Raw genomic sequence first — 13,468 nt, forward strand, 5'->3', positions numbered from 1 at the left:
TACTATTTACTTTAGAAACGTTTTTCCGCTAGTGATAGTTTCACTTGTTCTTTCATTTATCAATGAAAAAGCGACCACAACTCACTCAGAAGGGTCGTTTTTTCATATAACGAGGGTCAACGTCAAGTCGACTTTTGCGTCATCGGCTTTGAGCGTTCTACCTTTTCATTCCCCATAAAAGGGATTGTGATTGCTGCGATCGCAATCGGAATAAGCGCCCAGAAAAATATCGAGGTGATGCTGTCTGACATCGCGGCAACGATGGTGTTCAAAACCTCTGGCGGCATTTGCTCACGCATATTCGCCTGGAGCAGGGCTTGTGGATCTGCTGCGACGTTCCCCGATAGTTTGTTTTGCAACACATTGGCTTGAATTGTACCAAACACCGTAATCCCTAGCGTCATTCCAAACGAGCGCAAAAAGGAATTCGTAGAATTGGCAGAGCCACGATAACGTGCGTCGAGCCCGTTAATCGAGGCGGACGGAAGCAATGAGAAGGAAAACCCAACGCCCAAACCTGCCAATACCATAAATACAGTGAGCAAAATGCGTGATGTTTCTGGAGTCATCGTTGCCAGCAAGGCCATGCCTGCAATAAAAAAGAGAACGGATACGATCATTAGATTCCGGAAGCTCACTTTTGTTTGCAGTGTTCCACCAACCATGCTTCCAACCACTGACCCAATCATCATCGGTGTCAGGATAAACCCTGCGCTTGTGGCTGATCCACCATAGACGGCCTGTACAAAGATAGGGATGTATACTGCCAAGAGGACAAATGTCGATCCGTAAATAAAAGCAAGGATCTGAGACGTGGCAAAGAGACGATTTTTAAACATCCAAAAGGAAATAATCGGCTCTTGTGCTTTTTTCTCGACAAATAAAAAAGTGACAAACAGCACAACAAAGCTGCAAAACAAAAATACAATAAATGGAGAACTCCACCCAGCGTCGGCACCTAATTCTAGAGCAAACATGAGGGAGACGACAGCTAACACCAATGTGATGGCACCGCCCCAATCAATACGTTGCTTTTTATGTTCTAACGTTTCTTTATAGTACCGCCATATCAAGAAAAAGGAGACAGCACCTATAGGAACGTTGACATAAAACACCCACTGCCAGCCGATCGTATCAGTAATAATTGCACCAAGCAAAGGACCCATGACACTTGAAAGCCCGAACACTGCACCGAAGAGACCTGTCATTTTCCCACGCTTTTCAGGAGGAAAAATATCAAAAATAATCGTAAATGCAATTGGCATTAAGGCGCCTCCGCCGATGCCTTGAATCGCCCGATATATAATGAGTTGGTTCATCGATTGTGAGGTTCCGCAGAGTGCAGATCCAATGAGAAATAGGACTAAACCAAAAATAAAAAAACGTTTTCTTCCATACATATCGGAAAGCTTCCCATAAATCGGCATGCCAGCCATGACTGCGACCATATAGGCGGCCGTCACCCAAGCAATTTGTTCAAAACCACCTAAATCAGTCACAATTCTGCCCGTTGCTGTTGCCACGATGGTGTTGTCCATCGCTGCCATCAATATGCCTAAAAGCAATCCAGCAACAACTGCCTTTGATGCTGGTTTTTCGACCATTTCTACATCTCCTTTTGCATTCCATCTTGCCCTTCTACAATACTAGCCATGCAGATGCCTTTTTACAGTGCCACATTCGACACATTCTGTTCCCATTTGACGCCTATTTCAAGGCAAAGTCAAGACTTTTGTGATCAATGCCTTAAAGAGATGAAAAATACGAAGGAGAACAGAAGGAAGGGATAAAAAAAGCCGCCTGCACAATGGCGGCGACCTGCGTTACTTCGGCGTTTGTTGGCTATACGTCGTTCCTGCCAAAAAAGAGCTTGCCTTTCAATTGTTACACTCTCATGCGCTCTCTAAGAGACTTACAAAGTAAATCGTCGCACCAGCGTGTTTAATTGCTCCGACAACTTGGAGAGCTCTTCAGAATTCGACGTAATTTCTTCCATTGAACTGCTTGTTTGTTGAACAGAGGCAGACGTCTGCTCAACTGCTGCAGCCGATTGCTCAGACACTGCTGCGATATGGTTAATGGAGTCGCTCATGTTTTTGCTTCCTTGCACCATTTCAGATAAGTTTACGGACACTTTCTTTATACGTTCAGCCATGTCTGAAACAGAATGATCAATCGTTGCAAAACGAGCGCCTGTGGTTCGAATTTGCTGTGTGCCTTTTTCGACCTCTTCATATCCCGTTTCTAAAGAACCCACCACATCGGCCGTTTCAGTTTGGATGCCCTGCACAATGCCTGTAATGTCAGCAACCGATACCGACACTTGCTCGGCAAGGAGGCGGACTTCATTAGCAACGACAGCAAACCCCTTGCCCTGTTCACCCGCTCGTGCTGCTTCAATGCCTGCATTTAAAGCCAAAAGGTTGGTCTGCTTCGCAATGTCCTTTATCACAGCCACCAAACGTGAAATTTCCTGAGACTGATTGTCTAACGATTGTACCTTTTCCATTGCCGTTTTCACGATAAAGTCAATGGTGCCCATTTGTTTCACTGATTCATCCATCAATTCCTTGCCTTCACCTGTGAGCTCCAACACATCATTGGACGACGAGTATATGTATTCTCCATTTTTATTTGCATCTTGGATGGTCGCAGTAAATTGAAGCATTGAGCTGGAAAGCTCTGTGGTCTCAAAAGCCTGCGTTTCAGAGCCTGAAGACAACTCTTCCATCGTCGCGGCAACCTGACTGCTTCCCTCTCTCACTTCACTGGACGACCGAGATAGTTCAGCACTCTGCACGCTCACTGTTGTCGTTGCATTTGCAATTAGGTTCACGATTTCTCGTAAATTCGAATGCATTGAATTCATTGCAGCACTGAGCTGACCAATTTCGTCCTTACCATTATAATCATTCTGATCAATAGCTAGATTGCCTTCAGAAATATCTGTCGCCATACCAATCACTTTCTGAAGATTTTTCTGCACTAAGCGATTGACGAGAAACACGATTAAGGAGCCTGTAATGACTGCTATGACGATGCTAACAATAAGGGTCACGATCGATTCTTCCATGCTATCTTCTGCATCCAGCGAAGCCTGCTGCCTTTGCTCATTCACAAGCTGACTCAGTTCTGTCAATTGAGACGCAGTTTTTTCCCGAAGTTCTTTTGCTTGTTCCCTAGTTTCAAGAGCTTGATCACGGTTTCCCAGCTTTAGATCCATCACCATATCGTTCAGGAACAAAGTGTTCATTTCTTGATTATTGGCCGCAATAGTCGTATACAACTCCTGCGCAGCTGGGGATGTTAAATAAGGAGCAATATCTTCTAGAATGACGTACATTTTATCTGTCGATGCCCAAAACTCCTCAATGATCGCTTCATTCGGTGTATTGATATAGTCCGCGATGCTCGTGTCTTTCGCATGAAACAAGCCCTCCATCTCGGTAATTTTGATGGCTCGGTCCCCTCGTGCTTCAAGATCGATTACATCTTCCGCCACGGCGTTTAGCTGTGTATACACGAGAATTGCTGCGCTAATAAATAGAACAAAAACGACACCAAGAGCTAGACCATACTTTTGCCCAACTTTCACATTTCTCCATAACGTCTTCATAATTGCACCCTTTCTTCGTTTTCCCACCACTTTTACAATCGTCACATAAACCGCTTTCCAACTGAGTCGAAACTCACAAACGAAAATCTACTAAAGACCTTCATTTTCGTCTATTTTTAACATTTTATAGGACTTATGTATGAAAAAAACTCCTTTTCATTATAACACCTTTTCTTTCCCTTCGTTAGGGCTCCACCTATGTTTTTATGTCATGGAAGATGACAAAGCAAGGCTTATAAGTATGACAAAAGTCCCGAAAAAGCTGTTAAAGTCTTTTACAGACCTTAACAGCTATTGAATCTTATTGTGTTGAGAATTTTTTCAGGAGACCGTTCAAATCTTCCACAAGTAAGGCAAGTTGTTTCGAGCTTCCCGTAATGTCCTCCATTGCATATCGACACTGCCCTACCGAGGCGGATGCTTGCTCGACAATGACTGCAGCTTCCTCTGCAACGTGAGCTATATGGATAATTTTATCTTCCATTTGCTGACTTCCTTGGACCATTCCTGTTAAATGACGAGAAATAACCTCACTGTGGGTTGCCATATCTGTAACCGAACGGCCAATAAGGTCAAAGGTCTCACCTGTGGAGGAAAGCTTCAACGTGCCTTGAGTGACCTCATGATACCCATCTTCCAGAGACGAAACGACACCGTTTGTTTCTACTTGGATGCCGTCGACAATGATCGTGATGTCAGCAACTGATGAAGCCACCTGCTCAGCAAGCCGCCTAACCTCACTGGCAACGACGACAAATCCTTTCCCCTGTTCACCAGCTCTCGCTGCTTCAATGCCTGCATTTAACGCAAGTAAATTGGTTTGCTTTGCGATGTCTTTAATGACCTCAACCAAGGAGGTAATTTGCTGGGACTGTTTCTCTAATCGGCGCACCTTTGTTACCGAGGTTTTTACAATATGATCGATCGAGCGCATTTGATCCAGTGACAAATTCATCATGCGTCTTCCATCTTCTGTGAGCCCCTGTACATGACTAGACACGGTAACGATTTGACCTCCGTACGTGCTTGCTTCTTCAAGTGCGCTCATAAACTCCGCCATCGTTTCCGACAGATGAGCTGCGGCTTGAGCCTGGTCAGATGACCCCGATGCGAGATCCTGCATGGTAGACGCCACCTGTACACTACCATCCGTGACTTCATAGGCAGAAAGACTAACCTCATCACTTTGACGATTGACCGTTTCAGACACAACCGTAATATGATGGAGCATCTCACGCAAGCGCGCTTTCATCGAATTCACTGCTTGGCTCAACTGTCCAATCTCATCTTTGCTTTGTGAGCTGGTGTCATCAATCGCCAGGTTGCCCTCAGCAATCTGTTCTGCCGTTTTAATAAGCCGCTGTAGACGCTTGCGAATGAATCGATTGACGAGCATCACAAGCAATGCACCAAAAATGGCAGAAATGATAATCGAAGTACCTAGCATGACCACTGTATCTACAAGGCCTTCGTTCGCCTCATACACCGTCTGGGTTTGCTGATTGTTGATCACCATACGTAAATTCGAAATAGCCAAAACAGTTTCATCTCGAATATCACGTGCATCTGATCTAAGCTCCATAACAAGTGCTGTGTTTGTGTTCTCTACAGCAGGTACTAATTTATTCAGAAACAGGCCATTAATCACCTGATCTTTTTCAACAATCTCATCAAAAAATTCCTGTTCTCCGGCACTAGCAATGAACGGCCTAATACGTTCCATGAGCAGCGAAATACTGTTTTGGTTATCAGCAAACTCCTCAAGTATTTTACTATCAGGAGCCAAGATAAAATCAGCAATTCGGATATCCTTCGCTTGATACAGAGACTCAAGTTGAGAAATGTTTGAAACCAAATCACTGCGGTTTTGCAACGTCTCCACATTTTTTTGCACATTATGTAAGTTTACATACACCAATACCGCAGACACGGTAAACAAAAAAATGACACTCGCAAGCACAGCCCCATATTTCCATCCAATAGAAATATTTCGAAACAATGTGAAACGCATCGCCATATTCACCTCTCTAAAGTTGTTCATCCGGGGTTAGGAACAAAGACCTAGAAAAAGTATACCACTGCGAAATACAGCGGATTGTAATAGTTTTGTAAAGGATCACATTCAAGGAGAGGACAAAAAGAACGTGCCCACCGATGAGCACGTTCTGATGTTCGAGCACTGAACCGTCTTTTTCGAGCACTTCCTCCCGATTTTCGAGCAATCAGACCGGTTTTTCGAGCGCTAACCTCCGATTTTCGAGCACTCCTCCCGCGTTCGAGCACTGAACCGTCTTTTTCGAGCACTTCCTTCCGATTTTCGAGCAATCAGACCGGTTTTTCGAGCACTAACCTCCGATTTTCGAGCACTCCTCCCGCGTTCGAGCACCATACCTTCTTCTGTTCACTTAAACCGTTGTCAAATAGATCGCCAGCGGAAGGCTTGATGCACCTGCTGTCATGTAGCGAAAGGTGTACAGACTTACGCCAGGTGGAGCTGAATACGCATCAATGAGCGCTGTGTCATTATATGGTCGCAGCAATGGGATGCCATACACTTCACCATTGATCTCCGCAGCGCCGGCAAATGCGCCTCCTCTTGGATTGACGCGAATATGAACCGTTTTTTCTTCCTCCGTGTTGTTCAAAATTGGGACTTGCACCGTATACACAGCGCCATATTGCCCAATATTTTCTCTTGATCCCGGGACATCACTTGTTTCAGGGACAAATATGGCGTCAACAGGCTCGCCTTTGTCCAAAGCTTCTGGCGCACACGTCCGATACAGTTTTGCTGTACCTACCTCGTACATGCCCGTTGTACCAACGGTTTCTGAAAATGGCCAGCTCCCTCGTGGATGAGGCAGATCATTTGGAATCGGCTCTTCAGTAATGTGACGTACGTTTGCGCATAAATCCTGACTCGCTACAGTCCGAATGACATAATCCAAATCTGCAGAACCTTTGCTTCGTACGATAGAGAACTCGTAGATAAAGCCGTACAATGCTTCATCCGGTACAGAGGCGACCTCCAAAAGACCGACCTCACCACCCTCAACAACATTGTCAACGGCCTCAATCTGCTCCAGTGTTCCACTAATGCACGATTTTGCCAAGCATTGTCCGACCTCCATCAGCCAGCCTCGTGGATTAAAATGCTGCTGGCGGACAACGTCTTGAATTTGAAGGGCATTATCTTGGGCAAAATTCTCCACCGTGATGCCCACTTGTATCGGCGCATTCATTCGATTTAGGTGCCAACCGAAAATTCGATGCTTCACACAGGTGTCACTCGTTTTCACGACGTCGTGCCAAAGCGTAATATTGGTTTCAATGAAGATGTCTGCATCCAACGTTTCTGGATTATCGCTCACCATCAACCTTCTTGGATCGCCGGGGATGGCGGATGACAGCTCTGCAAAAATGTCTCTTGGCACTTCAACCGTTTCACGCTCTAGATCTGGGTGGAAACAAGCCAAAAACAATCACTCCTAATGTAAGATTTAACTTCCTTTACTGTATATATGAGTCGGATCTCACGACATGTTAGGAGACATGCTTTTTAAGCTTGGTCGAATTTTACCGAGGCGCTTTTCGAACTCTTATTCGATTTCGTATCACTAAAATTTGCAACAAAAAGAGGGTCAAAAGTACACGTCACGCCGATTAGATTGACCCACGCTCCCCAATAAGGGAAAGAGAGGAGCCAATCATGTCATGCGCAGAGCACTTTGACCCTATGTCAACAAGTGGTTTTTAAGAAGGGAGCTTTCCACCTTGCACTTGAACAACTCTATTCGCCATTTGATTTCCAAGTGTACAAGCATCCTCGAGGCTTTTGCCTTCGAGAAGCCCCGCGATAAACCCTCCTGTGTGGGCGTCTCCTGCCCCAATCGTATCTACAGGAATCACGGGCGGCTCTGAACGAGTGCCGAGCACTTTGTTGTTGATATAAAACGATCCTTCTCCTCCTAAGGTCACCACGACAGGCTCGCCAGTCCGTTCGTGCAGCGAGCTTGCTGCCCGCTCTAAATGAACCTCGTCAGTCAATGCATGAAGCTCTGAACGATTGCAATGAATGATCGTATTTAGGGAATACAGCGTTTCCAGTTTGTCTTTGTCTAAATACGAAGCACGTGGCGATGGGTCAAAGATAATTTTGGCGTGCGCCGCTTTCTTCTTCAGTCCATTTAACATCACGTCTGCAGATGGGCCTTCAAAAGAATAGCCTGAGATGTAGATATAGTCGTAGTCCCTCATATCAATGTGGTCAAACCATTCTTCTTTCCATGAATGTTCAATCCCAGGCACCGTAATAAAAGTCCGCTCCCCGTCAGTTTCGACAATCGAAAGACACCAGCCATTGTCCCCCGTATCGATATCAAGAACAATGTCATGACCATCTAGTTCCAACTGTGAACGAATTTGATTCGCGTTCGCACCTTCACCTACTGGAACCATCAAATCATATGGCACCTGAAGATGTTTTAAAATATTGGACACATTATAAGCACATCCACCTACAATACTCTCTTTTTGCTCGGCGAACATATCTTGCCCGCTCGTAGGCAATTGAGGAACACCTAAAATGACATCAAGAATCGCGCTCCCCAGGACCAATACTTTTTTGCGTGCGCTTGACGTTCCTTGCACGTTCATTTTTAGTTCCTCCTAAACTGGTCATCTTTTTTCCCGAATTGAATGAGGATCAAGTAGAGCATAGCGCTCGTTACTAGCGTAAAGAATACGCCGAGGTTGCTTTCAGCAAATATTCCAACCGCAAAAAGCCCTGTATACAAGCTGGATTTCGTAAACATTGCGCCAACCAACACGCCGACAATCCAGCTAATGACACCTTTCCTATTGACGGGGTTAGCTTTTTCATCCTCGAGGAGTTTGGCGTCGTAGCCATTTTTTCTTAAACATAAATAATCGACGGCAAAGACAGCAACCCATGCGGCCAGTCCTATTCCTAACACTCCTAAAAAGGCTTGGAAAAAGGACATAAAGCTGTTTGAAACGATAAGAACATAGATGGGAATCACGATAATAATTAAAGAATGAATGACAATCACTGTGGATTCTTTCATTTCAATATTAAAGCTTTTCATGATGAGTCCAGAAGATTTAAGACCGATAAAACACATTGGTGTTAATCCACCAAGGGCAGCAAGTGTATATAAGACAACGACCCAATGCGGCAAAGCGCCACTATCAATGATCGCTGAAATTGGATTTGAAGCGCTTGCTAAATCAGGCACATAAGAAGCGAGAAGCACACCAGCACCAATAATGATGATCAAAGGAATGGCAGCACCAAGCGTGACACTTGCCATAATGGATAAAGATGAGTTTGATTTTTTCTGGAACCGACTATAGTCTGCCGCTACCTTTGTCCATGTCATACCCGTCCCAATCATACAGAAAACCAATGCCGGTAGAAATCCTGTCACCCATGAACCGGACTCCATCGAAAGTAGTTGCCCCCAATTTGTAGAAGGGATCAGCATTGCAATAACAAGCAATGTAAGTCCACCAAACACATAGGTGAAAAACGTCTGCATTTTGACAAGCCGTTCCTGAGAAAAGAAGCTTGAAACGATCACCATGCCTGCAAAAATGATTAAGCCAATAATTGTCGTTGTCGTTCCCGCTCCAATTCCGAACTGGCTGAGAAGGGCAAGGATGGTCAACGTCCCTGTTGAAACGTTTACAGTCAACCAACCAATTTGCGTAATCCACCCAATCATGGCCGGGATATAGTTACCCCGGAAGCCGTACGCTGCTCTCGACAATACAAAGGTGGTCGCTCCTGCGTCCCTTCCTGAAAGACTGACTAAGCCCACCAAGAGAAAAGATAAGGGTCCGATAATCGCAACGAGCATAGATTGGAAAAAACTCAATCCAAACCCAACAATAATCGCTCCATACACAATGCCTAAAACGCCCATATTGGCAGCAAACCAGATGAAAAATAAGTCTTTAGGACCTGCTGTTTTTTCTGCATCTGTAAGAAACAAAGAAGAGCCTGTTTTTTGTTCCATGCTACGTTATCCTTTCTTTAGCTGATTGACGATTCGATCAACATAGGATTGAATCGACTGCTCGTTGTACTGATCAATTACTTTGACCCATTCCTGAGGCAGACCGTGGAATCCTGCTTTCGCTCCACAGATGGCTGTTGCCATTGCCCCAATCGTGTCGGTGTCTCCACCGAGGTTCGCGCATAACAACGCACATCGTTTAGGGTCTTTTGCATAATAGGCGATCGTTAAAGCCGCCGGAACAGACTCACTTGTCATTGTTCCTGTGCCAATGACGTCGTAGATTTTTTGCGAGAACGCTTCTTCATCATTCGCCAGTTCCTTGGCATAAAGCATTCCTAACCGGAGGCGTTCTGGAATAGAAGCACTAAACGTTAACGAACCCTTTTGTTCAGCGATCGAATAGACCTCTATCGCCTTTTCCATGATCGTATCCCAATCATCATCCTCTATTGCAGCGCTTACAGACATGGCAATCATCGCCGCCCCTCCATACGCTACATCCGTCGAATGCGTCACTTTACTGAGCGTGACAATCCTATCGACCATCGCTTCTTTCTCATCGGGACGGAACAAGCAGCCGATCGGCGCAATACGCATCGCAGCACCATTCGTTAATGCTTTTGACGTGAATGGCGAAGGATCCTCCTTGTCCTTGATTGCGGTAAGAGCAGCCTTCGAACTAGGTCCTAAAATGTTCTCTTCAAATGCGTTGACCTTGTACGACCAAGCCATTAAATTCTTGGCCACAATCGCTTCGTCTGGAGCAAAATCGTTTTCAATCAAACTATCAAGTAACAGCAAGGCCTGCGACGTATCATCTGTAAATTGACCTTTTGTAAAATATTTAGCCACCTCATTTGACTGTGGTCCATCAAGAAATGTGTCGATGCGACCAAAGTAGCGTTTTACTTTTTCTCTGTTCCAAAGCTCAGAGGGCATGCCAAGTGCGTCACCAATCGCCATACCATATAGTGTGCCTGCAATCTTATCGTAAGAAGACAAAGGAAATCCACCTTTCGTTACTACTCAAAAGTTACTTGTACACTCGTACGTACAAGATGAAGTATAAACGCTTTCATTCTGAGCGTCAAGAGGGCTGTTTAGGCCCAGGGTTATGGATCAAATGGTTTTTGCCATTTTAAAGGTAAACTGCTGGCCGTAGACAACACTTAGCGTTTCAATGCATTGTCCGTTGTCATCAAAGACCTCTCCCTGAGCTTTTAACAAAGGCTGTTGCGTGGACAGACTAAACAAATCCATCGTACGATCGTCACTTAAAATCGGAAGGATATCTAAATTCACATGCCGCGGTGGACAATTGTACGTCTTTTCAAGAATGTCGTAGAGGGAATGCTGTTCAAAGTTGTTTGTCTCAAGCTTTGGAAAAAGCGCCAGAGGCAGCTCCGATTCATCAAGCGTCATCCAAGTGATATGCCCATCCTTTTCCATACCCCTTAGTCTTACTAGCTTCAAAAACTCATTCCCATTTTTAGTAATGACAGCATGTTCAAGCACTCGAGACACAGGTGTTTCATTCCGCTCCTTAGCAAGGGTCGAGAAGCCTTGAAAGTTCCAAATCGTTTTTTTGACTTCTTTGAAGCTAACGAAAGTCCCTCGTCCGTGTATTTGCTGAATCAATCCCTCCTGAACAAGCGCACTCATCGCCTTACGTATCGTCGTTCTTGTGATGCTGTATATCTTCATGAGCTCGTTTTCTGACGGAAGCATGTCCCCGTTTTTGTACGTTCCGTTTAGAATTTGCTGACGTAGCTGCTGGCGTAGCTGTTCATAAAGCGGGACGTAGCCGTTTTTGTTAAGCATCTCCTCATCACCCCAAATACTATTCAACTGACGTTCATTTTATCAAAGTTGGACAAGAAAGGGCAGGTCTATTTCTCCTACAGCCGTGACATGCCCTTCTTTCACACTCATCATTTTTTTGGAAGCTGCTGCTCGTACGTTTTTCTAAGCCGGTGCAGTTGGTCGAGTTTTTGTAAAGCAACATCACCAAGCTGCCTCCCAAGAGCAACGACTAGACTTTCAATTAACAGCATCGGTGCGATCATTGAATGAAAATCACTTCGACCACCACGCTCCGCATAGAGTACTTTCGTCGCTTCTTCTCTCATGGGAGAAACCAATAAATCAGTAACCAATATGGTCTGGCAGTCTACCTTTATCGCTACATCAAACAATACACGAATCTCAGGGGACGATTGGACAAACCCAAACACGACCATCACATCCTCTTGTTGAATATGAATCAACTCTTCAAATATTTCATGACCGCTTGGCGGGAATACGAGGACGTCGCAACCGAAACGACTGAGGCGAAACTGCAAGAGGCTGAGGAGACTTTGCGCCGAGCCCGCTCCATAAAGGTATATGCGCCGAGCCCCTGCGAGCAATTCGACCACATCCTTCACATCGGCTTCAGTCGTATGCTTTAACGTTTCATCAAGATGTGCTTTTGTCGTATCGGCAAGCTGATTTAGGAACGTATCATTATACGTTTTCAATGCAGACTTAACCTTATTTGCTGGCGTTACCGCCTGTTCATCTTTCATAGCCTGCTTGAAGGCCTTCAAATTTTCGTACCCTGCTGCTCCCCAAAAACGCGATACAGTTGCCACGCTCGTTCCACAGTGCTCCGCAATATCTTTTTCCGTTAAAAACGGAAGCTCTTCCATGTTTTTATAAATAAAATCGGCAAGTTTTTGCTGCGCTTTCGTCAGCTTCACATGTGCTAAGTCGACCATACACTCGCTCCCCATTGATTGATGCCTTAATTATACAACAAAAATGAAATATAATTATCATTTTTTACAAAAAGATATTATTTTACAATCCCTTAACACTCCCTTCACAAATCCAGACTATTCTAAACTAGAAAACATTGAAATTAGGGAGGTTAATGACATGAAATTGCAGCAGGAACATTCATTGACACAGGCTCAAAAAACAATGGTGTTTATCTTGGCGATGACGCTTTTTGGATTGTCGAAGATGATTACAGAAATTTTGCCTCAAAATGAAATTGGACCTATCGAATTTTCAGTTTCTTATTTTGCTTTCATCCCACTTATCCTCGTGTCGTTGTTTCATCCGCTGTATGTCGCCGTAGGTGCATCTGTCGGGAAAATCATTTTTGCTGGTCTTCTCATGGGGGATTTTGGTGGCATCGGGGAGATCGAGGGCTTCATCGAGCTTACCTTAGCCATGTACATCGCAGGTCTTCTCGTTCGAAACCCGCTAAGCAAATGGCAGTTGGCGATTGCATCATTGGTTGGGGTGGGCATTGATCAACTCCTTAGCTCCATCGTCGATATTTTTAAGGTCGTGATCGGTGTCGATGGGTTTGATGCGGTTCCTGGGCTGCCCGAGAGCATTGTCGTCCTTGAAGCCGTTAGCTTTCTAAATGAAATGGTCATTACTGGTGTGCTGTTCGGTCTTATCCCTACATTACTGCTCACCCCTCGATTATATGGAAAAATCGAACCACTCCTTGGCATGAAGCCCCGTGAGCGCCGCGTCAATGCATCCCTTGGCGCATTTATCACGCCCGGATTAATTGTTGCTGCGATTTTTCTGAGCTTTGTCGCTATGATCAGTGAATTCATGGCAGAAATGGAAGTCAACCTTGCCTTCTGGTCTCCAGACTTCCTCGCTCAATTTGATGGCGGCTATGAATGGATCGCCTATTCTGCCTTTGGTGTCGCCCTCATTCTACTTGGGTACGTCGCAACGCGTTTGAAGAAACGAAGCCAGCCAACAACAACGAGTGGAAACGACCGCGCGGCCTAAGAAG

The 13,468-nt window shown here is 45.0% G+C and carries 10 protein-coding genes; 1 reads left to right on the forward strand and 9 read right to left on the reverse strand.

The features are described 5' to 3' along the window. Positions 1-122 precede the first annotated feature (122 nt). The 9 genes from EV213_RS06540 to EV213_RS06580 all read right to left on the reverse strand — a co-directional run bounded on the left by EV213_RS06540 (position 123) and on the right by EV213_RS06580 (position 12,419). Positions 123-1,604, reverse strand: a complete 1,482-nt coding sequence (locus EV213_RS06540) for an MDR family MFS transporter (RefSeq protein ID WP_133579709.1) — start codon at positions 1,602-1,604, stop codon at positions 123-125. Between the two features lie 308 nt (positions 1,605-1,912). Beyond that, positions 1,913-3,616 carry a methyl-accepting chemotaxis protein gene (locus EV213_RS06545; RefSeq protein WP_133579710.1) on the reverse strand — a complete coding sequence of 568 codons (1,704 nt, stop codon included), beginning with the start codon at positions 3,614-3,616 and terminating at the stop codon, positions 1,913-1,915. Positions 3,617-3,917: 301 nt separating this feature from the next. Then, positions 3,918-5,633, reverse strand: coding sequence for a methyl-accepting chemotaxis protein (locus EV213_RS06550; RefSeq protein ID WP_166639188.1), 1,716 nt, complete (start codon positions 5,631-5,633; stop codon positions 3,918-3,920). 388 nt (positions 5,634-6,021) lie between these two features. After that, on the reverse strand, positions 6,022-7,092 hold the full coding sequence (locus EV213_RS06555) for a hypothetical protein (protein WP_133579712.1): 1,071 nt from the start codon (positions 7,090-7,092) through the stop codon (positions 6,022-6,024). A 277-nt stretch (positions 7,093-7,369) separates the two neighbouring features. Then, entirely contained in the window at positions 7,370-8,272 is a 903-nt protein-coding gene (locus EV213_RS06560) for a PfkB family carbohydrate kinase (protein ID WP_133579713.1), read from the reverse strand. 2 nt (positions 8,273-8,274) lie between these two features. Continuing rightward, a complete protein-coding gene (locus tag EV213_RS06565) occupies positions 8,275-9,657 on the reverse strand; it encodes a purine-cytosine permease family protein (protein WP_133579714.1) in 1,383 nt (460 codons plus the stop codon). Positions 9,658-9,663: 6 nt separating this feature from the next. Then, positions 9,664-10,662 (reverse strand): ADP-ribosylglycohydrolase family protein, encoded by a 999-nt coding sequence (locus EV213_RS06570; RefSeq protein WP_243740010.1) that lies wholly within the window; start codon positions 10,660-10,662, stop codon positions 9,664-9,666. Between the two features lie 117 nt (positions 10,663-10,779). After that, positions 10,780-11,481, reverse strand: a complete 702-nt coding sequence (locus tag EV213_RS06575; RefSeq protein WP_133579715.1) for a GntR family transcriptional regulator — start codon at positions 11,479-11,481, stop codon at positions 10,780-10,782. Positions 11,482-11,591: 110 nt separating this feature from the next. Next, positions 11,592-12,419 (reverse strand): MurR/RpiR family transcriptional regulator, encoded by an 828-nt coding sequence (locus EV213_RS06580; protein WP_166639189.1) that lies wholly within the window; start codon positions 12,417-12,419, stop codon positions 11,592-11,594. 160 nt (positions 12,420-12,579) lie between these two features. Between EV213_RS06580 and EV213_RS06585 the strand changes: the two genes are divergently transcribed. Beyond that, positions 12,580-13,464, forward strand: a complete 885-nt coding sequence (locus EV213_RS06585) for a DUF8171 family membrane protein (protein ID WP_133579717.1) — start codon at positions 12,580-12,582, stop codon at positions 13,462-13,464. Positions 13,465-13,468: the final 4 nt, after the last annotated feature.

The organism is Aureibacillus halotolerans, assembly GCF_004363045.1.
GTDB lineage: Bacteria > Bacillota > Bacilli > Bacillales > DSM-28697 > Aureibacillus > Aureibacillus halotolerans.

What these genes read in the sequence shown, in the direction of transcription:
- EV213_RS06540 (WP_133579709.1), bottom strand. Translation starts at nt 1,604, where the DNA reads ATGGTCGAAAAACCAGCATCAAAGGCAGTTGTTGCTGGATTGCTTTTA.
- EV213_RS06545 (WP_133579710.1), bottom strand. Translation starts at nt 3,616, where the DNA reads ATGAAGACGTTATGGAGAAATGTGAAAGTTGGGCAAAAGTATGGTCTA.
- EV213_RS06550 (WP_166639188.1), bottom strand. Translation starts at nt 5,633, where the DNA reads ATGGCGATGCGTTTCACATTGTTTCGAAATATTTCTATTGGATGGAAA.
- EV213_RS06560 (WP_133579713.1), bottom strand. Translation starts at nt 8,272, where the DNA reads ATGAACGTGCAAGGAACGTCAAGCGCACGCAAAAAAGTATTGGTCCTG.
- EV213_RS06565 (WP_133579714.1), bottom strand. Translation starts at nt 9,657, where the DNA reads ATGGAACAAAAAACAGGCTCTTCTTTGTTTCTTACAGATGCAGAAAAA.
- EV213_RS06575 (WP_133579715.1), bottom strand. Translation starts at nt 11,481, where the DNA reads ATGCTTAACAAAAACGGCTACGTCCCGCTTTATGAACAGCTACGCCAG.
- EV213_RS06580 (WP_166639189.1), bottom strand. Translation starts at nt 12,419, where the DNA reads ATGGTCGACTTAGCACATGTGAAGCTGACGAAAGCGCAGCAAAAACTT.
- EV213_RS06585 (WP_133579717.1), top strand. Translation starts at nt 12,580, where the DNA reads ATGAAATTGCAGCAGGAACATTCATTGACACAGGCTCAAAAAACAATG.